At 66.0% G+C, this 25,284-nt stretch carries 23 protein-coding genes and 1 pseudogene; 8 read left to right on the plus strand and 16 right to left on the minus strand.

All coding sequences use genetic code 11. The annotated features are described in order from the left end of the window. Positions 1 to 293: 293 nt before the first annotated feature. The 10 genes and pseudogenes from CG471_RS02370 to CG471_RS02420 all read right to left on the minus strand — a co-directional run. Positions 294 to 845: pseudogene (locus CG471_RS02370) on the minus strand (chloride channel protein); the annotation flags it as partial. Between the two features lie 179 nt (positions 846 to 1,024). Further along, positions 1,025 to 2,794, minus strand: coding sequence for a tetratricopeptide repeat protein (locus tag CG471_RS02375; RefSeq protein ID WP_099230380.1), 1,770 nt, complete (start codon positions 2,792 to 2,794; stop codon positions 1,025 to 1,027). A 79-nt stretch (positions 2,795 to 2,873) separates the two neighbouring features. Then, on the minus strand, positions 2,874 to 3,890 hold the full coding sequence (locus CG471_RS02380) for an adenosine deaminase (RefSeq protein ID WP_099230382.1): 1,017 nt from the start codon (positions 3,888 to 3,890) through the stop codon (positions 2,874 to 2,876). Positions 3,891 to 3,953: 63 nt separating this feature from the next. Beyond that, positions 3,954 to 4,649, minus strand: a complete 696-nt coding sequence (locus CG471_RS02385; protein ID WP_004212010.1) for a tRNA (guanosine(46)-N(7))-methyltransferase TrmB — start codon at positions 4,647 to 4,649, stop codon at positions 3,954 to 3,956. A gap of 52 nt (positions 4,650 to 4,701) precedes the next feature. Next, positions 4,702 to 5,787 carry a hypothetical protein gene (locus CG471_RS02390; protein ID WP_257211399.1) on the minus strand — a complete coding sequence of 362 codons (1,086 nt, stop codon included), beginning with the start codon at positions 5,785 to 5,787 and terminating at the stop codon, positions 4,702 to 4,704. 479 nt (positions 5,788 to 6,266) lie between these two features. Beyond that, the gene (locus tag CG471_RS02400; RefSeq protein ID WP_099230384.1) at positions 6,267 to 8,468 is read right to left on the minus strand and encodes a DUF3141 domain-containing protein; all 2,202 of its coding nucleotides are present in this window, start codon (positions 8,466 to 8,468) and stop codon (positions 6,267 to 6,269) included. Positions 8,469 to 8,669: 201 nt separating this feature from the next. Then, positions 8,670 to 9,869 (minus strand): methionine adenosyltransferase, encoded by a 1,200-nt coding sequence (gene metK, locus CG471_RS02405; RefSeq protein ID WP_099230386.1) that lies wholly within the window; start codon positions 9,867 to 9,869, stop codon positions 8,670 to 8,672. A 57-nt stretch (positions 9,870 to 9,926) separates the two neighbouring features. After that, on the minus strand, positions 9,927 to 11,468 hold the full coding sequence (gene lnt, locus CG471_RS02410; RefSeq protein WP_099230388.1) for an apolipoprotein N-acyltransferase: 1,542 nt from the start codon (positions 11,466 to 11,468) through the stop codon (positions 9,927 to 9,929). Between the two features lie 10 nt (positions 11,469 to 11,478). Beyond that, the gene (locus CG471_RS02415; RefSeq protein WP_037518967.1) at positions 11,479 to 12,114 is read right to left on the minus strand and encodes a YqaA family protein; all 636 of its coding nucleotides are present in this window, start codon (positions 12,112 to 12,114) and stop codon (positions 11,479 to 11,481) included. Between the two features lie 11 nt (positions 12,115 to 12,125). Beyond that, on the minus strand, positions 12,126 to 12,647 hold the full coding sequence (locus CG471_RS02420) for a GNAT family N-acetyltransferase (protein ID WP_004212018.1): 522 nt from the start codon (positions 12,645 to 12,647) through the stop codon (positions 12,126 to 12,128). 114 nt (positions 12,648 to 12,761) lie between these two features. On the opposite strand from CG471_RS02420, the gene CG471_RS02425 reads away from it, so the two are divergent. From CG471_RS02425 to CG471_RS02460, 8 genes are all read left to right on the plus strand, one after another. Continuing rightward, positions 12,762 to 13,004 carry a hypothetical protein gene (locus tag CG471_RS02425; protein ID WP_004212020.1) on the plus strand — a complete coding sequence of 81 codons (243 nt, stop codon included), beginning with the start codon at positions 12,762 to 12,764 and terminating at the stop codon, positions 13,002 to 13,004. A gap of 130 nt (positions 13,005 to 13,134) precedes the next feature. Next, entirely contained in the window at positions 13,135 to 13,911 is a 777-nt protein-coding gene (locus CG471_RS02430) for a hypothetical protein (RefSeq protein WP_099230389.1), read from the plus strand. A 96-nt stretch (positions 13,912 to 14,007) separates the two neighbouring features. Further along, positions 14,008 to 14,325 carry a hypothetical protein gene (locus CG471_RS02435; protein ID WP_143560136.1) on the plus strand — a complete coding sequence of 106 codons (318 nt, stop codon included), beginning with the start codon at positions 14,008 to 14,010 and terminating at the stop codon, positions 14,323 to 14,325. Between the two features lie 248 nt (positions 14,326 to 14,573). After that, positions 14,574 to 15,569 carry a porphobilinogen synthase gene (hemB, locus tag CG471_RS02440; protein ID WP_099230391.1) on the plus strand — a complete coding sequence of 332 codons (996 nt, stop codon included), beginning with the start codon at positions 14,574 to 14,576 and terminating at the stop codon, positions 15,567 to 15,569. 7 nt (positions 15,570 to 15,576) lie between these two features. Further along, positions 15,577 to 16,164, plus strand: a complete 588-nt coding sequence (locus tag CG471_RS02445) for a gamma carbonic anhydrase family protein (protein WP_069338155.1) — start codon at positions 15,577 to 15,579, stop codon at positions 16,162 to 16,164. Positions 16,165 to 16,304: 140 nt separating this feature from the next. Next, complete coding sequence (locus tag CG471_RS02450) at positions 16,305 to 18,323, plus strand: pilus assembly protein TadG-related protein (protein WP_099230392.1); 2,019 nt, start codon at positions 16,305 to 16,307, stop codon at positions 18,321 to 18,323. Next, on the plus strand, positions 18,320 to 18,835 hold the full coding sequence (locus CG471_RS02455; protein ID WP_037518960.1) for a TadE/TadG family type IV pilus assembly protein: 516 nt from the start codon (positions 18,320 to 18,322) through the stop codon (positions 18,833 to 18,835). The genes CG471_RS02450 and CG471_RS02455 overlap by 4 nt, the downstream gene beginning before the upstream one ends. After that, on the plus strand, positions 18,832 to 19,251 hold the full coding sequence (locus CG471_RS02460; protein ID WP_017502332.1) for a TadE/TadG family type IV pilus assembly protein: 420 nt from the start codon (positions 18,832 to 18,834) through the stop codon (positions 19,249 to 19,251). Before CG471_RS02455 ends, CG471_RS02460 begins: the two co-directional genes overlap by 4 nt. A 27-nt stretch (positions 19,252 to 19,278) precedes the next feature. Here the strand turns inward: CG471_RS02460 and CG471_RS02465 are convergent, their stop codons facing one another. From CG471_RS02465 to CG471_RS02490, 6 genes are all read right to left on the minus strand, one after another. After that, entirely contained in the window at positions 19,279 to 19,800 is a 522-nt protein-coding gene (locus CG471_RS02465) for a hypothetical protein (protein WP_099230393.1), read from the minus strand. Positions 19,801 to 19,852: 52 nt separating this feature from the next. Continuing rightward, positions 19,853 to 20,470, minus strand: a complete 618-nt coding sequence (gene eda / locus CG471_RS02470) for a bifunctional 4-hydroxy-2-oxoglutarate aldolase/2-dehydro-3-deoxy-phosphogluconate aldolase (protein ID WP_099230394.1) — start codon at positions 20,468 to 20,470, stop codon at positions 19,853 to 19,855. Then, a complete protein-coding gene (glk, locus tag CG471_RS02475; protein ID WP_099230395.1) occupies positions 20,467 to 21,447 on the minus strand; it encodes a glucokinase in 981 nt (326 codons plus the stop codon). Before glk ends, eda begins: the two co-directional genes overlap by 4 nt. A gap of 60 nt (positions 21,448 to 21,507) precedes the next feature. Further along, a complete protein-coding gene (gene edd, locus CG471_RS02480) occupies positions 21,508 to 23,340 on the minus strand; it encodes a phosphogluconate dehydratase (RefSeq protein ID WP_017502335.1) in 1,833 nt (610 codons plus the stop codon). Then, on the minus strand, positions 23,333 to 24,808 hold the full coding sequence (gene zwf, locus CG471_RS02485) for a glucose-6-phosphate dehydrogenase (protein ID WP_099230396.1): 1,476 nt from the start codon (positions 24,806 to 24,808) through the stop codon (positions 23,333 to 23,335). Before zwf ends, edd begins: the two co-directional genes overlap by 8 nt. A 148-nt stretch (positions 24,809 to 24,956) precedes the next feature. Beyond that, a partial coding sequence (locus CG471_RS02490) for a MerC domain-containing protein (protein WP_257211400.1) occupies positions 24,957 to 25,284 on the minus strand: 328 nt, incomplete at its 5' end.

The following is a 25,284-nucleotide window of genomic DNA, read 5'->3' on the forward strand; positions in this document are numbered from 1 at the left end:
GTCACCGCCGAAAAGCCGATCGCGCCGGTGAGGCCGATGGCGGCGCCGATCCAGGCGCCGTCCATTCCGGCCAGCAACTGGCCGGCGAGAAAGCCGATAATCGGCAATATCATCAGCAGCAGGCAGCCGAGCGCCGCCATGTCAGCGGCTTGCTTCGGCGGCCTTGGCCTGCTCCAGGAAATTGCGGGACAGGCCGTGATAGAGGCGCTCGCGACAGAAGATCTGCGCCGATGCGTCGGCGACCAGCGCGGCGCCGGGTTCGGCAATCTGCTGCGCTGGATCTTCCCCGGCGAACCGGCGAGCGGCGTGTTGAAGGCGGCGGCGACGCCGGCCGCGCCGCCCGCGACCATGACGGACGCGCGCAGCGGCACGTTCAGCAAAGCGTGGACGCGGGCAAGGATGGCGGCGGAAATCTGGACGGTGGGGCCTTCGCGGCCGACCGAAGCGCCGACCAGCAGGCCCGCGATGGTCAGCACGACCTTCAGCAGGGCCATGCGCAGGTCAACCAGGCAACGGCCGACCTTTTCCGGCAATTGGGTGGCGGCGATCACCTGCGGGATGCCCGATCCGCCGGCAAAGGGCGCGACGCTGCGGGTGATCCAGGCGAGGGCGGCAAAGCCGAGCGGGGTCAGCAACAACGGCAGCCAGCGATTGGCGGTGGCCAGGCGATGGAAAGCCTCGGTCGCTTCGTCTGCGGCCCAGGCGAAGGCGAGCGCGGCGAGGCCGACCAGCACGGCGCCGCCGATCAGGGCGAGGCGACGGCGAAACAGCAAGGATGTCGGCCCGCTATGGCGCAGCAGCGCGCGGGCGCGGCGGCGGCTCCAGCGCTGGCCGGGGCGGCTCATGACGGACGTTGCGCGCCGGGGCGCGATTGACGCAGGACGCGGAAAGGGGGCGGCGCGGATGCCATGGCGCGAATATCGATCCCGGTGGGCTGGACGCGCCCTCCCTACCAGCAAAATGGGCGATGGCCAGTATTTTCCGGCTATTTGTCCATTTTCCCGATCGACAAGCGGATCGCCCGTCAGAGCCGGTCCATCCGCAGCCAGTCGGGATCGCCGGACCAGGCGCTGGTCAGAGCCTTGCGGGCGGCGGCGGCCTCTGCCTCATGCCCCTGGGCGGCTTCTGCGCGGGCAAGGCCGTAAAGCGCCCAGCCATTATTGGGGGCCTGGATCAGTGCCTGGCGGAAGGCGGCGCTGGCTTCGTCGGGGCGGCCGGCGAGGAAGAGGGCAGCGCCGAGCGACTGATGCACCGGATAATACCAGTAGGCCGGTTCCTGATAGGGGATCCTGCCCTCCAGCGCGATGGCGGCGCGATAATGATCGGCGGCCTGCGCATAGCGATGCTGGGCGGTGGCGAGGCGGCCGCGCGCGACCGCGGTGGCGAGCGCGATCAGGTCAGGGGCGGGGACGCCCTGCGCAATCATCGGGGCCAGTGCATCGGAGCGGGCAAGCGCGCGCATTGCCGCGACCTCCGCATCGAAGCCGCGCTGATTGCGCTGCTGGGCGAAGGCGACGGCGCGGGCATAATGGCGCATTGCGATGGCGTAGGGCAGGCGCGGATCGGGCGCCCGCAGGGCGAGGATGTCGGCGGGCGCGGCGAACTGCGCCATGGCCAGATAGGGGGCGGCGTCGATTGCCTGGATCCAGGCGATGGCGGCCGATGTCGCGGGATCGAGGATGGTGCGCAGCCGGCGCGCCTCCCGCATCGCGCTATCCATGTCGCCCGCCATCTGCGCGGAGGCGACGATGAAATGGACATTGTGCGGATAATAGCCGTAGCGCACCAGGCTGTGGTCGTCGGTGGCGCGGATGAAGGCTTCGTCGGCGCGGGCGGCGGCGATGTTGACGCGGATCGAGTCGCGATAGCGGCCGACGACCTGATAGATGTGGCTCGGCATATGGACGAGATGGGCGGCGCTGGGCACGCCATCGGCGGAGAGGCGATCGGCGGCGGCTTCGGCGCGTTTTGGGTCGCTCGCTTCGAGCAGGTGGATCATCAGATGCGCCGCCTGGACATGGGCGGGATTGCGGGCCTGCACCGTTTCGACGAGGCGGATGGCGGCGCCGGCGCGCCCGATCGGGGTCTTGCGGTCGGCCTCCCAATAATTCCACGGGCTGGTGTCCATCGCCGCTTCGGCGGCCAGCACGGCGACATCGTCATCGGTCGGGAAGCGGGCCGCGAGCGCCAGCATCGCATCGGCATAGGCGGCGTCCAGGGCAGCGCGGTCGGCCGCAGGATCGCGGGCATAGCGCAGCGCCGCCGCCTCGATCAGGCCGCGCTCCATCGGCGAGGCGCGATCCCGCAGCGCCATCGCCCGGTCCATCGCCGCGAGCGCGGCGCCCCGATTGCCGGCATCCATAGGTGCGTTGATATTGGGGCCGAGTGCCACCGCCTCGCCCCACCAGCAGAGCGCGCAGGCGGGATCGAGCCGCTGTGCCGCACGGAAGGAGCGGACCGCGCCGGCATGGTTGAAACCATACATGAGCAGCAGGCCCTGGCTGAAATAGCGGCGCGCCTGCGGATTGTTGGTGGTCAGCGGGAAGGGGGCATGGGTGAGATCATCGAACAGCGGGATCGGCGGCGCGTCGGCGATCGGCTGGGCGGCAGCGGCCGCGACCAGCAATTCGCCGGCGAGGGTGGAGCCGACCCGCGGGCCACTGCACAGGCTGCGGGCGAGGCGGACGGGATCGAGCGCGGCAAGCGTCGCGGGCGAAAAGGCCGGTTCGATCGAAACGGAGGCGAGCGACAGGCCGATACCCAGCGCCGTCGCGGCCTTCACCCAATCAGCCATGCGTCCGGCCCTTCCCCAAAAGCCTGTCATCCTGTGAGACAGACTATATCATCGGGGAAGGGGCCGGTAAATCAGGGCCTCAATGCGCCTGTTCGAGATAGGCGTCGATGGTCGCCAGATGGGCGTCCTTGGCCTGCTGCGGCAGGAAGGAACCGATGATGCTGTTGCGCGCGAGCAGGGCGATCTGGTCGCGGGTCAGGTCGCGGGCGGCGGTGACGGCGCGATAATTGTCGTTGAGATAGCCGCCGAAATAGGCCGGATCGTCGGAATTGACCGTCGCGCGCAGGCCCATGTCCAGCATCCGGTCGAGCGGATGGCTGGCGATGTCGTCGATCACGCATAATTTGAGGTTGGAGAGCGGGCAGACGGTCAGCACCATCTGCTCGTCCACCAGTCGCTCGACCAGGGCATCCTCCTCCAGCGCGCGATTGCCATGGTCGATCCGGTCGACCTTGAGCAGGTCGAGCGCTTCCCAGACATAGGCGGGCGGGCCTTCCTCGCCGGCATGGGCGCACAGCTTGAGGCCAGCATCGGCGGCGGCCGCGAAGACGCGGGCGAATTTCTCGGGCGGGTGGCCGACTTCCGACGAGTCCAGCCCCACCGCCTTGATCTGCGGCAGCCAGGGGGTGGCGGCGCGCAGCGTATCGAACGCCTCTTCCTCGCTCAGATGGCGCAGGAAGCTCAGGATCAGGTCGCTGGTGATGCCATGGCGTTCTTCCGCGTCCCGCATGGCTGAAAGCAGCCCCTCGATCACATGGTCGAAGGGCACGCCGCGCGATGTGTGCGCCTGCGGATCGAACATGATTTCGGCATGGACGATATTGTCCTGCGCCGCGCGATCGAAATAGGCGGCGGCAAGGTCGTGGAAATCCTGCGGCGTGCGCAGCACATTGGTGCCGGCATAATAGATATCCAGGAAATCCTGGAGATTGCCAAAGTCATAAGCCTGGCGGATCTCGTCGATCGAGCCGTAAGGCAGCGTCACGTCATTACGCCGGGCCAGCGCGAACATCAGTTCGGGCTCCAGCGTCCCTTCGATATGAAGGTGCAGCTCTGCCTTGGGCAGTCCGGCGATGAATTGGTCGATGTCGGTCATGGGGCCTCTATACAGGATCGACCACCGTGGCACAGGAACGGGCTGCACGAAACGGCCCGCGCCTCATTTGCGGCGATAGCGGAAATACCAGACTTCATGGCCCAGGCGCCGGGCCTTGGCCTCATAGCGGGTTTCGGGCCAGCCGCCCGGACGGGTCAGGAAGTCCTTGGGATCGCTTGCCAGCCAGTCGAATTCGGGATGGCCGTTCATCACCATCAGCGCCCAGCGCAGATAGACCGGATGATCGGTGCCGAAGCGGAACTCACCGCCGGGCTTGAGCTTCCTGGCGATCATGTCGACCGGGCCGGGGTTCATCATCCGCCGCTTGGCGTGGCGGGCCTTGGGCCAGGGATCGGGATGGAGCAGATAGACGAAGCTGAGCGATCCGTCGGGGATGCGGCTGAGCACATCGAGCGCATCGCCCATGTGCAGGCGGACATTGCCGAGCGCACCGTCGCGGATATGGCCGAGTGCCTGCACCACGCCGTTCAGGAACGGCTCGCAGCCGATGAAGCCATGGTCGGGCAGCATGTCGGCGCGATAGGCCATATGCTCGCCGCCGCCGAAGCCGATCTCGAAATGGAGCGGGCGGTCATAGCCGAACAGGTCGGCGGCGGTGACGTCGCCTTCGGCCGGTACCGATACGGCGGGCAGCAGCGTGTCGACCAGTTCCTGCTGGCCCTTGCGAAGCTTGGGCCCGGACTGGCGGCCATAAAGGCGGTTGAGGGTGGTCGGGTCGCCCGATTTATGCGCGGTCATGGGGTGGGCCGATAGCGGGGCCGGGCCGATGGAGCAAGCGGCGTGCGCCCTATCAGTTGGCGACGGCGTCCGGAGACAGACTGATCTGGCTTTGCTTGCCATAGACGCTGGTGGTCGACAGCGGCTTTTCCGACTGGACGATCTCGATCGCCTGGGCTGGGGGTGGCGCGCTGGCGTAGCTGGGATATTGCAGCCATTGGTCAAGCTTGCGGACGGTGACCGTCCAGGGCGCCCTGCTTTCATCCTTACCGCCGAGCAAGGCGGTCAGCGTGTTCCGGGCGATGACCAGCATGGTGCCCGAATCGCCGAGCGGGATGGCATAGCTGCCCTCGTTCTCTTCGCCCTGATAGATGGGGAGGCGGCCCTGTATCCGATCGGGGTGGACGCAATAGGCTGGCGCGGCCGGGGCTTCTCTATTCTTCGCCGCCTTTTCCCTGACGCTGCGGTCGATATTGCCCATCATCGCGCCGGCAATGACGGACGCGCCGTCCTTTATCACCTTGCCTGCAGGCGCGCCGAAGACAAGCGGTTGGGCGCAGGGCTTGAGCGGAACGGCCCTCGCGAGTGGCGGCAGGGCACGGGGCCAGCCGAGCTGCGCGATCATCCGGTCCATCAGGGTGTCGAGCTGCGAAGCATCATGGGCCGGCGAAGTGACGCGCAGCTTTACCACCCATTCTCCCAGCGCGATGACGGCAACGCCGCTGCTACGGCCCACCTGGGTGATGGCGAAGCTCTGGCGCAATCCGGCCGGCACTGAACTGCCCGGAAGGGCAAAGGCCACAGGATCGCCCAGCGCTGCTGGGCGCCCGAATTTGTCGTTGGTCGCGATCATGGTGGCCGCGACATCGAACCAGATCGCGGTGGCCGGCATGGCGGCATGATAGACATAGACATTCACATGGGTGCGACTGATCGGATCGTCATAGGCGATCGATGTGTCGAGGAGCGCGCCGTTGCTCAGATCCTCGACCGCACTGCGGGCAAAACCGTCAATCTTCGACGGGAAGGCGATACCGGACGGCTGGTGCGTCCAGTTTTTGTCGGTCTTTACGGCGATGGGGCTCGGCTGGGCCTGCACGGACGGGGCAAGGGGCAGGGCTGTTGCCATCGCAAAGCCGCCAACTATCCGCATCCACATGAATATCTGCCCCCTCCCGCTATGCATGCAGGCAAGGTAGCGGGAAGGGGGCAGAGCACAAGGGCCATGGGATGCCGAACAGGGGAGAGCGGCAGGATGGCCCTTGAAGCTGGCTAGCCGTGGTGCGACCCGAAGGCTGGCCGGGAGGCAAGGCCCGACCGGTCTGTCCAGTTCGTCAGGTCACTTGCACTTGGCGAAGCGGCCCTTGGCGTCCTTGCAGGGGCCCTTTTTCGGGGCCGCCTTTGGCGGACATTTGACGAACTTGCCCTTCGCATCCTTGCAGGGAGCTGCCAGTGCAGGAGCGGCACTGCCAACCAGAAATGCAAGGCTGATGAAGGCGGTAGCAAGAGGACGGGTCATGGCGTTGCCCTGGGTGGAGGGTGCCGGGCTCGACAGGGGTGCGAGCCCGACGCCCTCTCTATGCGCGGTTCCGCGGGCGCAGGCCAATGAACTTTTCGTCATGTTCCGGACAGGATGGCTCAGCCACGGTCGGCATCGGCCGCGGCATTGAACAGGTCGAGCATGGCGCCCAGACGGGCGGCCTCCTCCTGTGTCAGCCCTTCGTCCCGGTCGAACAGGGCGGCAAGCTTTTGCCCGCCGGCGCGGACCGCATCGGGATCGACGCGGGCGAGCAGTTCGGGAATGCCGGCAATCGCGCCATCGGGATCATGGCGCAGCAGCTTGGCCTGCTCGCGCACCAGCGCCCGGAACAGCGGCAGGGTCATGCCTGCGGGCAGCATGTCGATATGCAGCCGGCGCGCCTCCTCGAACCGGCGGGCGTCGGTCTGCTCGCGGGTGCGCAGCACGTGGAAGATCGCCCGCAACTGCGCTTCCAGCAGGCCGCCTTCATGCAGTTCGGCGCTGAGATGCGCCATTTCCTCGGCAACGAAGGCGCGATGTTCCGGCGTGTCGCCGGGGTGATGGCGGGGCGGGCGGCCATCCTGCGGAGCGACGCCCATGGCGGCCTGAACCAGCGGCGCGCCATAGATCGTATCGAAGCTGAGTGCCTGGAGCCTGTCGCGGGCATCCCGATAGGCGTCGAGGGCGCCGACCATCATGTCCGACACCATGGTCTGGCCGGCCAGGAAGCCATTGTCCGGGGCGACCGGGCGCCGATTGTCGCGCACGACCCCGGCCCAGCCCTCGATCAGTTGCGCCATGGGATGGTCGCTGGACCAGCTGTAGGACAGGCGCATCGGGTGCCATTGCGCCAGCCAGTCGGCCAGTTGCGGGCTGGCCATCGCCTGCACCAGCGGCTGGGCGAAGCGGCGATACAGCTCCAGATTGGCTTCCGACGCACGGCGGGCGGCAACGAAGCGCCGTTCGCTGTCGAAATCCTGCTGCACGATTGCCTGGACATCGGCGATGCCGCGCCGCTGGATCGCCAGATACTGGCCGTCATCATCGACCGCGCCGGGCAGGGCGCCGTCTGGATCCTGTTGCACCGTCGCCTGATAGAGGCCGGCGGGCAGCACATCGATCAGGTCGATGGCGCTGACGAATTCGCGATGCTCCTTCCGCCCGACGCTGGCAGAGACGAAGATGCCGAGATGGCCGATACTGTCATGGGTGGCATAGATGATCGTCTGGTCATGGCTGACGATCTCCGCATCGTTGCGGTAGAGATCGGTGATCCAGCCCAGGGCCTGGGGCGGCGGCGTGATATTGTCGCCATGCGAGCAGAAGACCAGGATCGGCGAACGGATGTTGCGCAGGTCGATGCGGATGCCGTCCGAGGTCAGTAGCTGTGCGGTGGCGAGCCGGTTGCCGATGAAGAGATTGTCGACGATATACTGCATTTCGACATCGTTGAGATAGACATAGCCGCCCCAATATTTCTCGAAGCCGAGATAGCGAGGGGCTTCGGTATCGACCTTGGAATAAAGGGTATAATCCTTTTTCCAGAGGGTGTTGGCGGGATCGAGATTTTCGAAATTCTGCACCAGCCAGGCGCCGTCGAAGCGGCCGGCGCCCATGTCGCCGGTCATCGCCGTTGCCCAACTGCCGCCCATCAGGCCGCCGCCATAGCGCATGACATTGTCGCCCGCCCAATAGGAGAGCGGGGCGCCGGCGACGATGATCGGGCCGAACAGGTCGGGCCAGACCGCGGCGGTCATCAATATCTGCCAGCCGGCCTGGCAATTGCCGATCACCACCGGCTTGCCGTCGGCGGAAGGGTGGAGTTCGCCGACATGGGCGACGAAGGCGGCCTCCGCCCGCATCACATCCTCGACGCTCTGCCCCGCGACCGGATTGGGGGTGAAGCCGATGAAATAACAGGGATGGCCTTCGCGCAGGGCGGCGCCAATCTCGCTGTCGGGCTTGAAGCCGCCGATGCCGGGACCATGGCCGGCGCGCGGATCGACGACGATGACCGGGCGCTTGGCGGGGTCGGCCGGCAGGCCTTCGGGCGGGGTGATGCGGACCAGACCATAGTTGACCGGGCGGGGGAGATCGGCGCCGGACAGGATGATCTCGCCATCGAAATTCAGCACATGGGGCACGCGTTCGGCCAGATGCGCCTTATACTGGTCGCCGCGCTGGCGCTTGACGTCGGCGAACAGGACGGCGCGTTGCAACGCGTCGACGCCATAGTCGAAGGCCTGGCCGAACCAGTCGAGCGGCGGCCAAAGCGGGATGGAAGCGGTGGATGATGTGGGTTCGCTGGTCGTCCTGGGCATGGCTGGCCTTCCGAAACGCGTTCAGACGTCGCGGCGGACCCCCATTCCTGACCGCACTGCATCATAACTCCGAGTCATGACAATGCGATGGAAAATCGTCTTATTTCGACAGGCCGGTAACAACTTGTGACGGACATGCGAAAAGGGCGCGGAAAGCATAGCTCTCCGCGCCCCTTGCTATGTGTCGTCAGACCGCAGGCCTCAGGCCAGCTTCGCCTTGAGCGCGTCGACCAGATCGGTCTTTTCCCAGGGGAAATAGTCGCCGTCGGGCGTGCGGCCGAAATGGCCGTAGGCGGCGGTCTTCTGGTAGATTGGCTTGTTGAGGCCGAGATGGGTGCGGATTCCCTTGGGCGTCAGGCGCACCAGGGTCGGCAGCACGGCTTCGATCGCCGAGGCTTCGACGGTGCCGGTGCCGTGCAGGTCGACATAGAGCGAGAGCGGCTCGGCGACGCCGATGGCGTAGCTGAGCTGGATCGTGCAGCGACGGGCGAGGCCGGCGGCAACGATGTTCTTCGCGAGGTAACGGGTGATATAGGCAGCCGAACGGTCGACCTTGGTCGGATCCTTGCCGCTGAACGCACCGCCACCATGGGGCGACGCGCCGCCATAGGTGTCGACGATGATCTTGCGGCCGGTGAGGCCGGCGTCGCCGTCGGGACCGCCGATTTCGAACAGGCCGGTCGGGTTGACGTAGATGGCTTCGTCGCCCGGCAGCCAGCCTTCGGGCAGGACATCGGCCATCACGCCCTTGACGTAAGCGCGCAGTTCGGCGCGGCTGTCGTCATTGTCCATGCCGGCGGCATGCTGGGTCGATACGACCAGCGCGGTCGCGCGGACCGGCTTTTCGTCGATATATTCGAGCGTCACCTGGCTCTTGGCGTCGGGTTCCAGGAAGGGAACGACCTTGCCATGACGGTCGGCCGCCATGCGTTCCAGGATCTTGTGCGAATAATAGAGGGTGGCGGGCATGAGGTCGGGGGTTTCATCCGACGCATAGCCGAACATGATGCCCTGGTCGCCGGCGCCTTCGTCCTTGTTGCCGCTTTCATCGACGCCCTGCGCGATGTGCGCGGACTGGCCGTGCAGGTTGTTCTCGAAGCGGAAGCTTTCCCAGTGGAAGCCGTCCTGCTCATAGCCGATGCGCTTCACGGTGGCGCGGACGGTCGCTTCGATCTCTTCCTGTGCGCCCGGTGCCCATTCGCCATTCTCATAGACGCCCTTGCAGCGGATTTCGCCGGCCAGGACGACGAGCTGGGTCGTGGTCAGGGTTTCGCACGCGATGCGGGCTTCGGGGTCCTTGGACAGGAACAGGTCGACGATCGAGTCGGAAATCTGGTCCGCGACCTTGTCGGGGTGGCCTTCGGAAACGGATTCCGAGGTGAAGAGGAATTGGTTACGCATGAGACTCCCGTAAGGTGCTTGCGGACGAATAGATATAAAGAAAACTTTATGTGGTTATTAGCTTTTGCCTTTGCGCAAGGCAAGAGCCGTCCCAACCAGCAGGATCAGGAAGGCGAAGGGCGCCCAATTGCCGACCCGCGCGAACAGAGTGGCGGGCAGCGGCGGCGGCAGGCGGCTGTCGAGATAGCCGGCGCGATGGCTGGAGAGGGCGTGGAGAACATGGCCGCGCGCATCGACGATGGCGGACACGCCGGTGGGCGTGGCGCGGATGATCGGCAGTCCTTCCTCCAGCGCACGCAGCCGCGCCTGGGCCAGATGCTGGACCGGCCCCCAGCTGCCGAACCAGGCGTCGTTGGACGGGTTGAACAGGAAATCCGGGCGGTTGGCGCGGTCGACCACCTGGCCCGAGAAGATGATCTCATAGCATATCTGCACGCCCATCTTGAGCGACGGGCGGCCAAGGGTGGCGGGCAGGGTCAGGCTTTGCGGGCCGGGGCCGGGCCAGAAATCGACGTCGCCCGGCACCAGCCGCGACAGGCCGATCGGCTGGAGGATGGAGCGCATCGGCAGATATTCGCCATAGGGGACGAGATGCGCCTTGTCATAGCGGGCGGCAAGCTGGGCATCGGGCGTGACCACGAACAGGCTGTTGTTGGCGCCGGCCAGTTCGGTCGTGCCATAAGGCCCCTTGTCCTTGAAATAGACCTTGGTCGCGCCGGTCATCAGCAGGTCGCCCGGCCCCATCAGGTCGGCGAGGCGCCAGCGCCATTCGGGTTCCATGTCGAGATAGGCGGGGATCGCCGCTTCCGGCCAGAAGATCAGGCGCGGGGCAGGGCGGGGCTTGCCCGACAGGGTCGCGAGGGTGCGGAAATGCGCCTGTTCCAGTTCGGCCGAATATTTCTCGTCCTGGCCGATATTGGGCTGAACCACGCGGATCAGCGGCGCGCCGGCGGGCGTCGTCGGCGCGGGCGAGAGCTGGCCCCAGAGCGCGAGGGCGACGAGCGGCACGGCGATGGCGGCGGCGGGGCGATACTGGCGGCGCGCGGCCAGCAGGCTGGCGCCGGCGGCGAGCAGCACGAGTGCGCCCAGGCCATAGGTGCCGATCAGCGTCGCGGCGATGGCGGCGCCGGTCGGCAGCAGGGTGACGCCCAGCGGGTTCCAGGCAAAGCCGGTGAAGATGGTGGCGCGCGCATATTCACTGGCGATCCAGCAGCCGGCGAACAGCAGCAGGAAGGCGGTGCCCGAGACGGCGAAGCGGCGCCCGGCCCACCAGGCGCCCAATGTGGCAAGGCCGGGATAGACGGCGAGATAGAGCGAAAGCAGGATCACCGCGCCATAGCCGAACCAGTGCGGCATCGCGTCCTGATAGGTGAAAGCGTGGGCGATCCAGTTGAGGCCCAGGGTGAAATGGCCGACCCCGAACAGCCAGCCGCGCAGGAAAGCGGCGCGGCGGTCAGGCGCGCGCTCGATCAGCAGGATGAGCAGCGCAAAGCAGCCGATCGTGACCGGCCAGAGTTTCAGCGGCTCGAAACCGGTCGCCGAGAGGAAACCGGCGAGCAGGGCTGCAAGCCGGGGATGGCGCGCGAGCAGGGCGTTCATTTGCGGCGGATCAGGAGATGGAGGCCATGGTGGCGTTGGAGCAGCGATCGCTCTTTTGCCCGCCGCCCGACAGCATCGATGCCGCGACGAAACCGCCGACCACCAGCACCAGGAACAGCGCCGACAGCGGTGCCAGATATTTCTCGATGAACGCCTTGATCGGGCGACCGAATTTCCAGAACAGGAAGCCGACGATCATGAACTGGAAGGCGCGGGACAGGATGCTGGCCCACAGGAAGGTGAAGAGCGATAGGCCGATGAAGCCCGCCGTGATGGTGATCAGCTTGAACGGGATCGGGGTCGCGCCCTTGATCAGGATGATCTCCGCGCCATAGTCGCGCAGATAGCAGGCCGCGACCGGGAATTTCGCCGACAGGCCAAGGAAATGCAGGATCTGCGCGCCGACCGCCTGATAGAGGAAATGGCCGATGCCATAGCCGAGCAGGCCACCCAGCACCGAAGCGATGGTGCAGATGAGGCCATAGCGGATCGCCTTTTCCGGCCGCGCTAGGCACATCAGGCCCAGCAGCGGATGCGGCGGGATCGGAAAGAAGCTGGATTCCATGAAACTGAAGGCAAACAGCCAACGTTCGGCGTGCGGGTGAGCGGCCTTGGCCAGCATCCACTGATAGAGCTTGGTGAGCATCGCGAGCGGGCCTAGCTCAGTTGCACGGGAGCCGCCAGCGCTTTTGCCAGGACGACCATTTCGAGCGGCGGATCGAGCGGGATGGGGAAGGGGCGCTTCTCGTTGGTCAGCACATAGCCACGTCGCTGATAATAGGCGATCAGCTCGGGGCGCCGGTCGATCACCGTCATCTCGATCGTCGTCGCGCCGAAGTCGCGCGCAGCCTGATCCTCTGCCGCAGCGATCATGCGGCGGCCAAGACCGGCGGCCTGAAGCTGCGGATCGATGCAGAGCAGGCCGAGATAGGCGACGCCCTCCTCGCGCTTGGTGATCTGGACGCAGCCGATCGGCATGCCCTTGTCGTCGATCGCGACCAGCAGCCGGTCGGTCGGGCTGGCGAGGATCTCGTGCAATTCCTCGATATCGGTGCGGGCGCCGGTCAGCAGGTCGGACTCGAATGTCCAGCCGGCCCGCGCCTCGTCGCCGCGATAGGCGCGCTCGATCACGCGGTGGAGCAGGGGCAGGTCGGCGGGGGCGGCAAGGCAGATATCCATGGCCCCGCCTTTAGCGGGGCGGCGATGGCTGCAAAAGCCCTGAAGAATGGATGCGGCGCTGCTTGATCGGGGCACTCCGCTCGCGATAGGATCGGCGTCAAAGAGGAGAGTGACATGCAGGACATGGGCGAGGGCAGTTGCCCCTTCAGCTTCAACATGGACCCGGCCAGCTTCAAGGTCGGCGATTCGGTCAGCTATCGGGTGACCGGCAGTCTGGAGGGCTTTCCCTTTGCCGGGGTGCTGCTGGAAGTGCATGACGACCATGTCGTGCTGACCTCCGATGTCGACGACAAGGCCAGCCGGATGCGCGCCACGCGCGAGAGCCGGCCGGTGGTGCGCGAAGAGGATGTCTGCTGACGGACAGGGCGTCCGGACAGGGCGTCGGCCGGCCAATCCAACCACATTACCGATTTGTCAGCCGCCACGGCGTTGACTGTGCGGTGCCGTCTGGGCATGACGCGCAACGGATAGAGACCGGTCGGCACGCTTGATAATTTCGCATATTCCCTGGGACAAGTTGCGGCAGCGGGCCGGCGGCCTGGCATTCGCGCTGGTGCTGAACGCGATCCTGCTGCTGGCGCTGCTGACGATGGCGCCGCATATCGACCCCAAGAAGGTCGAGGATCGCAATCCGGTGAGCTTCGATATCGAGCCGGCCAAGCAGGCGAACAAGGAAAAGTCCAAGGCGCAGAAGGCGGAAAAGCGCGAGCGGGATACCGCCGCGCCCAAGCAGAAGAGCGAACCGGTGGTGACGCCGCCCCGGCCGGTCGAGACGCCGAGCGTGCAGCCGCCATCGCCTTTCCCCTTCATCACGCTCGACAGCCGCCAGATGGCGGCGGCTGACATCGGCAAGATGGAAAAGAAGACGGCGGGCGTCGGCGACAGCGGCACCGGCAATGCCAAGGCGATCGTCGGGCCGGGCGAGGGGCCGGGCGGCGTGCAACTGTTCGAGGCGGAATGGTATCGCCGGCCGACCCACGCCGAATTGTCGGCCTATCTGCCCGCCAATGCGCCGGCGCAGGGCTATGGCCTGGTCGCGTGCAAGACGATCGACCATTATCATGTCGAAAATTGCCAGATGATCAGCGAATATCCGACCGGATCGGGCTTTGGCCGCGCCGTGCGCCTGGCCGCCTGGCAATTCCTGGTGCGCCCGCCCCGCGTCGACGGCAAGCCCCAGGTCGGCGCCTGGGTCCGCATCCGTATCGATTATACCCGAACGGTTATCGGTGGCAGCGCCGGCGCGGACGACGACGGGCGCTGAGGCGGCGTAGGTCGGGTAGCGACCAGAAATATCCATAAATCGGACAGCGGCCGCTCTCAGATAGCCGACATAGTGTGACTGGAGTAAGCTGCCATCATGGATGCCCCCACCGATTCCGAACGTGAAGAACTCGAACTCATGGTGAGTGATGTTCTCTACGAAGTCGCTGATTTCGCTTGGGTCGATTTAGCGGATCGCATTCCGGTTGGAAGGACCGACGTCAGGCCGGAAGCTGAAGGCCGTTATATGGCCGTAACATGGGAAGCCGATTGGAAGCGGCAGCGAGGTGGCCCGATCTTTATTAAGTTCCAAGGTTTTCTCGATCGGGATCATAAAACGCCTATCTGGTGGTCTGGCGAGACCATCCGCAAGCGCAGTCTGCTTGATCGGTTACTAAATCGGAACAGCCGCTGACGACCAGAAGCAGACGTTTCCAACTCCTCCCCAAGCTTGTCTTGGGGAGGTGGCAGGCGCGTAGCGCCTGACGGAGGGGAAGGCGCCTATTAACGCTGCGCTATTGGGCCTGTGCCCCTCCACCATTTGCTGCGCAAATGGTCCCCCTCCCCGGTCCGGGGAGGAATGTCTTGTTTCCACCCATCGCCCCAGGGGCAGGACAATCGGTCCGGCTTGATCCCCTTCCGGTCGCGGCCTACACCCGCGGCATGACTATTGCCTCCTATCCGGCGCTGCGCATGCGCCGCACCCGTGCCACCGCCTGGAGCCGGGCGATGCATGCCGAAAACCGCCTGTCGCCCAGCGATTTCATCTGGCCCCTGTTCGTGACCGAAGGGGACGGCGTCGAGGAACCGATCGTGGCGCTGCCCGGCGTGTCGCGCTGGTCGGTCGACCTGATGGTGGCCCGAGCCAAGGAAGCGCGCGACGCCGGCATTCCCTGTCTGGCGCTGTTCCCCAATACCCAGGCCGAACGCCGCAGCGACGATGGCGCCGAGGCGTTGAACCCGGATAACCTCATGTGCCGGGCGATCCGCGCGATCAAGGATGCGGTGCCCGATATCGGCGTGCTGACCGACGTGGCGCTCGACCCCTATACCGCCCATGGCCAGGACGGGCTGCTCGACGAGACCGGCTATGTCGTCAATGATGCGACGATCGACGTGCTGATCGGCCAGTCGCTCAATCAGGCAGCGGCGGGCGCCGACATCATCGCGCCGAGCGACATGATGGACGGCCGGATCGGTGCGATCCGGGAGGCGCTGGAGGAAACCGGCCACGCCAATGTCCAGATCATGGCCTATGCCGCCAAATATGCCAGCGCCTTCTATGGTCCGTTCCGTGACGCGGTGGGATCGCGCGGGCTGCTGAAGGGCGACAAGAAAAATTATCAGATAGACCCGGCCAATGGCGAGGAGGCGCTGCGCGAGGTCGCGCTGGACCTGGCCGAGGGCGCCGACAGCGTGATGGTGAAGCCGGGCCTGCCCTATCTGGATATCGTCGCGCGGGTGCGGGATCGTTTCTCCGTCCCGGTCTTCGCCTATCAGGTGTCGGGCGAATATGCGATGATCGAACATGGCGCCGCCGCCGGGTCGGGGGACCGCGATGCGCTGATCCTGGAAACGCTGATGGCGTTCAAGCGGGCGGGTTGTTCGGGCGTGCTGACCTATCATGCGCTGCACGCGGCGCGGCTGCTGAACGGTTGAAGCGCAGATGACCGATCATCCCGCCGACCATCCCGATGTTTCGATCATCCCGCTGAACGGCAAGGCGCCGCTGATCCACCCCAGCGCCTTCATCGCGCCGGGATGCCGGATCATCGGCGATGTCGAGATCGGCGCGGATGCCAGCATCTGGTATAATTGCGTGATCCGGGGCGATGTGAACCATATCCGCATCGGCGCGCGCACCAATATCCAGGACGGCACGGTCGTCCATTGCGACAGCCCCGGCGACGGTCGTCCGGGCTATCCGGCGGAGGGCTATCCCACCATCATCGGCGAGGATGTGCTGATCGGCCATATGGCGATGGTCCATGGCTGCGTGCTGGAGGACCGCGCGTTCGTCGGGCTGGGGGCGATCGTCATGAGCGGCTGTACCGTGGAGAGCGACGCGATGCTGGCAGCCGGCGCGCTGCTCTCGCCCGGCAAGACGGTACTGCACCGGCAGCTCTGGGCCGGGCGCCCGGCCAAATATATGCGCGACCTGACCGACGAGGCGATCATCACCATGCGCGAGGGCGTCGACCATTATGTCCATAATGGCAAGGCGCATAAGGGCGCGGTGCGCCAGATGGGGTGAGGCGCGGCTTATTTTGGTCGCCGGCGGACAATGATCACCCGACCAATTGTCCGACATTATTTTGCGAAAATTGCGTGAATTAGCAATTAATCAAGTTTTTGCGCGGAATGGCAGTCCCGACATTTCATTCGGGATTATCCATGAAATTCCGCAATTTATTTCTGAGGCATGACGGTAGTGTCAGTGTCGTCGCTGCCCTGTCGCTGATCGGCGTCATCGGCATGGCGGGTCTCGCTGTCGATCTCAATCGCGGCTATGAACGGCGGATCGCGACCCAGCGCGTGGCGGACATGGCGGCGCTGGCTGCAGCCGTCGCCTACAAGGCGGACGGATCGCAGGCGATATTGCGGCCCACCGCGGTCGACCTGGTCACCGCCCATGGCATCACCGATGCGACGATCGACGTGGCGCTGCTGGCCGACACGCCCGAAGCCGGCGCCAAGGCGGTGCGCGTGGAACTGACGACGCCGCTGCCGCTCAGCCTCAGCCGCATATTGGGCGCAGCGGCGACCATGCCGGTGAAGGTCAGCGCGATGGCGCGCCTGGCCGGCAGCGCGTCGGCCACGCCCTGCATCCTGGGCCTCGCCTCGTCGGGCAATGCGGTCGAGACGCAGGGCGGCGCGACGATCAACGCGACCGACTGTTCGGTGGTCGGTGCCGGATCGGTCAACAATGGCGGATCGGGCATCACGGCCAAGGAAATCGTCTCGGGCGCGGCCGACATCATCAACAATTATGGCACCTTGTCGGCCGATCTGCTGCGCTATGCGGGCAGCTTTTCCAATCCCAGCTGGAACGGCAATGTCCCGGCGGCGGACAAGCGGATCAACCAGTCGACCGCGATCAGCGACCCGCTCGCCAATTCGATGGATCTCGCCACCGCGCGGCAATTGCTCGGCACTTTCCGCACGCCGCGCACGATTGCCAATCCGGTGACGCCGGCCTGCGCCGACATATGGACTTTCGGCAATTCGCCCTCGGCCGGTGCTGCCCCCTTCCGTCAGGGCAACAGCGCCAAATTCACCGTGCCGGCCGGCAATTACTGCCTGTCGCGGATCACGATCGACGGTGGCATCACTGTCACCTTCCAGGCCGGCTCCACCGTCACCGTCGCCAATGGGGTGTCGATCGGTGGCGGTTCGACTGTCAATTTCGGTGACAATGTCTGGCGGATCAATGGCGGCTTCAACAGTGGATCGAGCGGCGTCACCTTCGGCAATGGCGAAGTGTCGATCGGCGCCGGCACGGTCAGCTTTGCGGGCACCAACCGGATCGGCACCGGCCCGGTCTCGATCGCGGCGAACATCACGCTGTCAGGCGGCACGTCGCTGGCGGTGGGCGCGGGCAGTCACGGCTTCAAGGGGATCAGCGTCGGCGGCGGCAGCTGGATGACGCTGGGCGATGGCGATCTGGACGTCGCCGGCCAGATCAGGATCGATGGCGATTCCACCCTGATCGCGGGCACCGGCAACTACACGCTGGCCAATGCCGGCGGCGACGCCATCACGCTGAGCGGCAGCGGCCGTTTCTTCATGGGCGACGGGCTGTTCAGCGCCAATGGCAATATCGTGACCGCCGGCGGCAGCCGCCTGGTCTTCGGCAAGACCGCCAATCACCTGATCAACGGTAATTTGTCGATCGCCGGATCGGTGCTGTTCGGCGCCGGGCGCTACACGGTGAGCGGCGGCCTGACCAACGGCACCGGCGGCACGACCTGGCCCTATACCTCGCCGATCACCAACCAGAGCTGGGGCCAGACGCTGGAGGGCGTGTCGGTATCCGGCTATGACATGGCCGGCGTCAATGTCAGCTTCATCCTGGGCGGCACCATCAACCTGGCCGGCGGCGCCAAGACCAAGCTGATCGCCCCCACCAGCACCGTCGAAGGCGCCGCCATCGCCGACATATTGGTCGACAGCCTGACATCGCAGGCAACCAGCTGGGGCGCAGGGTCGCAGAATGTCTTTTCCGGCGTCGTCCATCTGCCCAATTCGGCCGTGACCATGTCGGGCGGCAACAACAGCCTGTCGGCGGGCCAATGCTTCACCCTGATCGCCTATCGCGTCACGGCAAGCGGCGGTGCCAATGCCGGCACCGCCTGCAAGTCGATCAGCGATCTGGTCGGCGGTAGCGGCGGCGATGTGGAGCTGGTGGCATGATCGGCGGCTTGCGGAAACTGCGCCGCTCGGAACGGGGCGTCGCCACCGTCGAGTTCGCGCTTTGGTTGACCCTGTTCTTCACGATCAGCCTGGTTGCGATCGACATCGCCCAGTTCACCATCCAGCGCGGGCGACTGGCCGAAGCGGTCAGCGGTGCATCGCTGTCGGCCTTCAAGACACGCGACGCGGTGCAGTTCCAGTCCATTCCCGCCTATGTCCAGGCGATGGCGGCGGCGCCGGGGCAAAGCCCGATCAACGTCACCGTCGGCTGCAATGGCGGGACCGGCAATTGCACGAACAGTTCCCGCGTCTGCGCCTGCCTCAGCCAGACGGGCAGCTTCATTCCGACCAACAGTTGCGGCCAGAGCTGTGGCAGCGGCGCGAGCGCGAACAGCCGGTCGGGCTATTATCTCGACATCGTCGCGAGCTACAAGTTCAACCCGCAATTCGTCCCGGCCTCACTCGCGGAAAAGGCGGTCATCACCCAGAAGACGACGGTGCGCCTGCAATGACCCGATGGCTGAACCCTATCCGATCGAACCAGACGGGCGCGGTCGCGATCGAATTTGCGCTGCTGGCGCCGGTCTTCTTTGCCTGCCTGTTCGGCGTGATCGAACTGGGGCGGCTGGCCTGGACCAAGCAGGCGCTGCGCGAAGCCGCCTACAGCACGGCGCGCTGCCATATGGTCAATGACAGCGCGTGCGGCACCACGCAGCAGCAGATCAGCTATGCCGTGGCGCGGGCCAAGGCGAACGGCATCGTCATTGCCGCGGCCAATGTCAGCATTCAGGATAATGTGGCGTGTCGCGGTGCCGGCCAGGCCAGCATGGTCGAGATCAACAAGCCGTTCAGTTCGCCGATCAGCCAGCTCGTGCCGCTGCCGACGACGGTGTCGGCGAAATCCTGCCTGCCGGGGCTGGCGGGCTGACAGATAGGCTAATGCCCGACGCTCCGGTCAGGGCTGGGGCAGGCGGTTCTTCAGCGCGTCGATGCGGTCATTCTGGCTGTCGACCATCGACAGGACGCTGGCGCGCGCCGCGTCGATATCCGCGACGCCGCCCTTTTCCGACCCATCGGCGACCGCGTTGGAGCGTTCGATGAACAGGGTGTCGAGGCTGGCAAGCGCGGAGACGCTGTCGTTGCGCGCGGATTCGGCGGCGCTGATCGCGACCTGCGCCGCGACCCAGGCGTCGCTTGATACCGATGCGCGGCCGGCGCTGTTCACGGCGCGGTCGGCGCTGGCATAGGCCTTGTCGAAATTGGCGCTGCCGCTCTGGGCCTGGCTGGTCAGCTGGCTGATCTGGGCCTTGAGCTTGTCGTCGGCCGGTACGGGCAGCGGGGCGGCGGGCGCCTCGGCCATCGGCGCGCTTTCGACCGGGCGCTTGGCGAGCGAAGGATAGCTTTCATGCGCGCCGGCGCAGCCCGACAGGATCAGGGCTATGGTGGGAAGGAAGCGGCGCGTGATCATGATCTGCATCTAGGGCGGGACGGGGGAAGGCGCAATGGCGTAACCCCGTCCCGTCTATAGATTAGCGGGGGAGGGCGGCGGCTTCGCGCGCCAGTGCCTCGATCTTGTCGGGATCGACCGGCCCCTTGGGCACGACCCAGCTGCCGCCGACGCATTTGATGAAGGGCTGGGCCAGCCATTCGGGCGCGCTCTGGGCGGTGATGCCGCCGGTCGGGCAGAAGCGGGCGGTGTGCAGCGGCGCGGCCAGCGCCTTGAGCGCCGGAAGGCCACCCGAGGTTTCGGCCGGGAAGAATTTGAAGTGGGACAGGCCCATGTCCATGCCGCGCATGATGTCACCCGCCGTGGCGGTGCCCGGCAGGAAGGGGATATTGGCCGCGATCGCCGCCTTGCCCAGCGGTTCGGTGAGGCCGGGGCTGACGATGAAGCGGGCGCCCGCTTCCATCGCGGCGTCGAGCTGGGCCGGGTTCAGCACCGTGCCGGCGCCGACGATCGCGCCCTCGACCTTCGCCATCTCGCGGATGACGTCGAGCGCGGCGGGGGTGCGCAGCGTGACTTCAAGCGCGGGCAGGCCGCCCTTCACCAGCGCCTGGGCAATGGGGAGCGCATCCTCGACCCGATCGACCACCAGCACCGGGATCACCGGGGCCAGTTCCATCACCTGTTCGACGGTCAAGCTCATGCATTCTTCTCCCTAAAGGCCGCGGCAGCGCCGAACAGGCCGATTTCGTCATGGATCGCGCAGCGGATCGGCACGGTCGCCATCAGGCTCTCGAACCGGCCCTTGGCCTTGAAGCGGGTGTGGAAGCCGCTCTGTTCGAGAAAATCCTTCATCCGCTGGGTGAGGCCGCCGGCCAGTACCACCGCATGGGGGCCATGCGCCAGTGCCAGATCGCCCGCGACCGAGCCATAGCAGAGGCAGAAGCGGTCGAGCGCGCGGCGGGCGAACTCGTCGCTGCCGTCAAGCGCGGCCTGCCACAATTCGGGGTCTTCCATCAGCATGACCCGGTCATGGCCGATGGTGGCGAGCGCCTTGTAGATATAGTTGAGGCCCGGCCCCGACACGATCCGCTCGGTCGAGACGCGCAGGAACTTGTCGCGCAGATAGTCGAGGATCTTCACCTCGATCTGGTCGAGCGGGGCGAAGTCGAGATGGCCGCCCTCGGTCGCGATGACATGGGGATGGCCATCGTCATAGGCGATCATCGCGACGCCAAGGCCGGTGCCGGGACCGACTACGGTGACGCCGCCGTCGCGCGGGAAGGGGCGGTCCTCGCCGAACAGCAGGGGCAGGTTTTCGTCGGGCAGGCGCGAGACGGCGTGGGCCACCGCCTCGAAATCATTGACCAGGCGCACGGTGCGCAGGCCCAGATCCTCCGCCAGCGTGTCGGCGCGGATGACCCAGTTGCTGTTGGTCAGCTTGATGACCTCGCGGCCGATGGCGGTGGCAAAGGCGATCGAGGCGGCGTCGGGCAGCGGGGTGTCGCTGTCCTTGCTTTCGTCTTCGACGAACGCGCCCCAGCAGGCCTGGAGGCTGGGATAATCGGCGACCTTGTATTTGCGGACGGTGCCGAGTGTCGGCACGCCCTTGTCGTCCAGCGAGGCGCGGGTGAAGCGCGCATTGGTGCCGCCAATGTCGGCGGCGATGATGTCGGTCATTTGTCTCTCTCCGGACATTCGCGCCAGCGCATCCGAGTGCGCCGGCACGAATGGCTGTGCTTATATCGCGAGTTCGGCGTCCATCGCGGCGAGGATCGGGGAAGCGCCCTGTTCGGCAAGGTCGCTATTGTGGCGGAACAGCGCGAATAGTTCGCGGCCGGTGTCATAGGGCGGCGGCGGGGCGGCGGGAATGTCGCGCGCGTCCCAGGTGGCGGCATCGACCAGCGCCTCGACCTGGCCGCTTTCGGCACAGACGCGGACGAGATCGCCATCGCGCAGCTTGCCGATCGGGCCGCCGCCCAGCGCCTCGGGCGACAGATGGATGGCGGCGGGCACTTTGCCCGATGCGCCCGACATGCGGCCGTCGGTCAGCAGGGCGACCTTGAAGCCGCGATCCTGCAGCACGCCCAGCGCCGGGGTCAGCTTGTGCAGTTCGGGCATGCCGTTGGCACGCGGCCCCTGGAAGCGGACGACGACGACGACGTCGCGTTCCAGTTCGCCTGCCTTGAAGGCGCGCAGCACATCGTCCTGATCGTGGAAGATCGCGGCCGGCGCCTCGATCGTCCAGCGTTCCTTGTCGACCGCGCTGACCTTCATCACGCAGCGGCCAAGATTGCCCTGGAGCAGCTTCATGCCGCCATCGGCCTGGAACGGGTTGGAGGCCGGGCGCAGCATCGCCTCGTCGCGGCTGGCGGGGACATCCTGCCACACCAGCGCGTCATCCTGCAGCACCGGTTCCTTGCCATAATCGGTCAGATCCTGGCGCGCGACAGTCATGATGTCGCGGTGGAGCAGGCCGGCGTCGAGCAGTTCGCGGATGATGACGGCCATGCCGCCCGCCGCGTGGAAATGGTTCACGTCGCCCGAGCCATTGGGATAGACGCGCGCCAGCAGCGGCACCACGTCCGACAGTTCGGCAAAGTCGGTCCAGTCGATATGGATGCCGGCGGCGCGGGCGATGGCGGGCAGGTGGATCGCATGGTTGGTCGAACCGCCGGTGGCCATCAGGCCGATGATGGCGTTGACGATCGCCTTTTCATCGATGCAGTGGCCGAGCGGGCGATAGTCATTGCCGTCCCAGCCGATGTCGGCGATGCGATGGGTGGCCGCGCGGGTCAGTTCGCTGCGCAGCTTGGTGCCCGGATTGACGAAGGCGGCGCCGGGCATGTGCAGGCCCATGACTTCCATCATCATCTGGTTGCTATTGGCGGTGCCGTAGAAAGTGCAGGTGCCCGCGCCGTGATAGGAGGCGCTTTCGCTTTCCAGCAGTTCCTCGCGACCCACCTTGCCCTCGGCATAGAGCTGGCGGATGCGGACCTTTTCCTTGTTGGCGAGGCCCGAGGGCATCGGCCCGGCCGGGATCAGGATGGTCGGCAGATGGCCAAAGCGCAGCGCGCCGATCAGCAGGCCCGGCACGATCTTGTCGCAGATGCCGAGCATCAGATTGCCCTCGAACATCGCATGGCTGAGCGACACGGCGGTCGACAGGGCGATGGTGTCGCGGCTGAACAGCGAGAGGTCCATGCCGGCCTGGCCCTGGGTCACGCCGTCGCACATGGCCGGCACGCCGCCCGCTACCTGCGCCGTGGCGCCGATCTCGCGCGCGGCGATCTTGATCTGCTCGGGGTAGCGGCCATAGGGCTGATGGGCCGAGAGCATGTCATTATAGGCGGTGATGATGCCGATGTTCATCGCCCGGCCGGTGCGGATGACAGCCTTGTCCTCGCCACTCGCGGCAAAGCCATGGGCGAGGTTGCCGCAGGACAGCTGGGCACGGTTGGTGCCGGCGTCGCGGCCGCGCTCGATCAGGTCGAGATATTTGAGCCGCGTCGCCGCACTGCGTTCGGTGATGCGTTCTGTGACCTTGGCGATCACGGGGTGAAGATCAGTCATGCCAGCTGGCTCCGTCGCGTTCGATTAGGGCAATGGCCGAGGACGGCCCCCAGTTCCCGGAGGAATAGGGCGACACCTTCATGTGCGCCTCCTTCCATCCGTCGATGATGGAATCGATCCAGGCCCATTGGGCTTCCACCTCGTCGCGGCGGACGAACAGGGTCTGGTCGCCGGCGAGCAGGTCCAGGATCAGTCGTTCATAGGCGATGCGGCGACGCTGGCCGGCAAAGGCGGCGGTCAGCGACACGTCGAGCGTCACTTCCTCCAGCTGCACCTGCCGCTCCAGTCCCGGCCGCTTCGACATGATGGTCAGGCGGATATATTCTTCCGGCTGCAGGCGGATCACCAGCGTGTTCGGTTCCAGCCCTGAGCCCCCACCCGAATGCTGCCCGTCACGGCCGAAGATCGAATGGCGAACCGGCTTGAACTGGATCATGATTTCCGACTGGCGCGCGGGCAGCCGCTTGCCGGTGCGCAGGTAGAAGGGGACGCCCTGCCAGCGCCAATTGTCGATATGCGCCTTCAACGCGACGAAGGTTTCGGTGTCGGACGGCTGGCCCAGTTCGTCGGCATAGCCGGTGACGATCTGGCCGCCGACGGCGCCGGGCGTATATTGGCCCCGCACGCTGTGGGTCTTGACCGTCTCGGCCGTCATCGGACGCAGCGAGCGCAGCGCCTTCACCTTCTCGTCGCGCACGGCCGTGGGGTCCATCCGCGCGGGCGGCTCCATCGTCAGGATGGAAAGGATCTGGAGGATATGGTTCTGCACCATGTCGCGCAACGCGCCGACACCGTCATAATAGGAAACGCGGCCTTCGAGGCCCACGGTTTCGGCGACGGTGATCTGGACATGGTCGATCGCGGTGGCGTTCCACAGCGGTTCGAACATGACATTGCCGAAGCGGAGCGCCAGCAGGTTCTGGACGGTTTCCTTGCCCAGATAATGGTCGACGCGGAAAATCTGTTCCTCCGCGAACAGGTGGCCGATGCTGTCGTTCACCACCTTGGAGGAGGCGAGATCCTTGCCGATCGGCTTTTCCATCGCGATCCGCGTCCTGGGCGTCAGCAGGCCGGCGTCGGCCAGCCCCTGGGCGGTCGGGCCGAACAGCGAGGGCGGGGTGGAGAGATAGACGGAAATGCCGCGTTCCAGGCGTCCATCGACGCGCTCGGCCAGCTCGGCGAAATGGGCGCCGTTGCTGGAATCGACCGGCTGATAGAGGATCATCGCGCGGAAACGCGCGGCGATGTCGGCATCATAGCGGTCGGCCGGCAGGAACTGCTTGAGCGCCGCGCAGACTTCCTCGCGAAAGGCCTCGTCATCCATTTCGGTGCGGGCCGAAGCGATGATCAGGAAGTCGTCGGGCAGCAGTCCGTCCGACAGAAGATTGTAGAGCGATGGGAAAATCATGCGCCGGGCAAGATCGCCGGTGGCACCGAACAACAGGAACGTGGCAGACGGTTCGGTCAAAGGACAGTCCTTCTCCGTTAGTTATCTATATCTGCACGATGCGGCTCTTATACCGGCCATGCTTCGTTACGCAAGCAGGCTATAGGCAGGAAAATGATGCTGCAACTGCGAACGACTCGCGGGAAGGCGGGGCGGTCTATGGCGTCGGTCAGCAGGCGGTGCGCAGGCCCCGGCGCCAGTTGAGGATGTGCGCCCCGGCCAGCAGGGCACTGCCGCCGACGGTCCAGATCGCTTCGCTCAATGGGGTGCGGGCGACCAGCGCGCCCACCGCCATCAGCGACAGGCCAGCCAGGCCGATGCCGAGCGGCAGCGCGGCGCGGTGGCGGCGCCAGCCCTGCAACAGCGCGAACAGGCTGGTCGGCACGGCGATGGCGAGCATCAGCAGGTGGAAGGATTCGCCCGGATCGATCCGGGCGGCGATGGTCGGCAGCAAGGCGAAGAGCAGCGGCAGGCCCAGGCAATGGACGGTGCAGAGC

Source organism: Sphingobium sp. IP1, assembly GCF_002708645.1.
In the GTDB taxonomy this organism is placed as follows: Bacteria; Pseudomonadota; Alphaproteobacteria; order Sphingomonadales; family Sphingomonadaceae; genus Sphingobium; species Sphingobium yanoikuyae.

Excerpts from the sequence above, each read along its gene's own strand:
- CG471_RS02385 (WP_004212010.1), bottom strand. The coding sequence starts at position 4,649 with ATGACCGCGCATAAATCGGGCGACCCGACCACCCTCAACCGCCTTTAT.
- CG471_RS02390 (WP_257211399.1), bottom strand. The coding sequence starts at position 5,787 with ATGTGGATGCGGATAGTTGGCGGCTTTGCGATGGCAACAGCCCTGCCC.
- hemB (WP_099230391.1), top strand. The coding sequence starts at position 14,574 with ATGACTATTGCCTCCTATCCGGCGCTGCGCATGCGCCGCACCCGTGCC.
- glk (WP_099230395.1), bottom strand. The coding sequence starts at position 21,447 with ATGACCGACATCATCGCCGCCGACATTGGCGGCACCAATGCGCGCTTC.
- CG471_RS02415 (WP_037518967.1), bottom strand. The coding sequence starts at position 12,114 with ATGCTCACCAAGCTCTATCAGTGGATGCTGGCCAAGGCCGCTCACCCG.
- CG471_RS02435 (WP_143560136.1), top strand. The coding sequence starts at position 14,008 with ATGGATGCCCCCACCGATTCCGAACGTGAAGAACTCGAACTCATGGTG.
- metK (WP_099230386.1), bottom strand. The coding sequence starts at position 9,869 with ATGCGTAACCAATTCCTCTTCACCTCGGAATCCGTTTCCGAAGGCCAC.
- CG471_RS02420 (WP_004212018.1), bottom strand. The coding sequence starts at position 12,647 with ATGGATATCTGCCTTGCCGCCCCCGCCGACCTGCCCCTGCTCCACCGC.
- edd (WP_017502335.1), bottom strand. The coding sequence starts at position 23,340 with ATGACTGATCTTCACCCCGTGATCGCCAAGGTCACAGAACGCATCACC.
- CG471_RS02375 (WP_099230380.1), bottom strand. The coding sequence starts at position 2,794 with ATGGCTGATTGGGTGAAGGCCGCGACGGCGCTGGGTATCGGCCTGTCG.
- CG471_RS02445 (WP_069338155.1), top strand. The coding sequence starts at position 15,577 with ATGACCGATCATCCCGCCGACCATCCCGATGTTTCGATCATCCCGCTG.
- CG471_RS02450 (WP_099230392.1), top strand. The coding sequence starts at position 16,305 with ATGAAATTCCGCAATTTATTTCTGAGGCATGACGGTAGTGTCAGTGTC.
- CG471_RS02425 (WP_004212020.1), top strand. The coding sequence starts at position 12,762 with ATGCAGGACATGGGCGAGGGCAGTTGCCCCTTCAGCTTCAACATGGAC.
- lnt (WP_099230388.1), bottom strand. The coding sequence starts at position 11,468 with ATGAACGCCCTGCTCGCGCGCCATCCCCGGCTTGCAGCCCTGCTCGCC.
- eda (WP_099230394.1), bottom strand. The coding sequence starts at position 20,470 with ATGAGCTTGACCGTCGAACAGGTGATGGAACTGGCCCCGGTGATCCCG.
- CG471_RS02460 (WP_017502332.1), top strand. The coding sequence starts at position 18,832 with ATGACCCGATGGCTGAACCCTATCCGATCGAACCAGACGGGCGCGGTC.
- CG471_RS02380 (WP_099230382.1), bottom strand. The coding sequence starts at position 3,890 with ATGACCGACATCGACCAATTCATCGCCGGACTGCCCAAGGCAGAGCTG.
- CG471_RS02400 (WP_099230384.1), bottom strand. The coding sequence starts at position 8,468 with ATGCCCAGGACGACCAGCGAACCCACATCATCCACCGCTTCCATCCCG.
- CG471_RS02455 (WP_037518960.1), top strand. The coding sequence starts at position 18,320 with ATGATCGGCGGCTTGCGGAAACTGCGCCGCTCGGAACGGGGCGTCGCC.
- CG471_RS02465 (WP_099230393.1), bottom strand. The coding sequence starts at position 19,800 with ATGCAGATCATGATCACGCGCCGCTTCCTTCCCACCATAGCCCTGATC.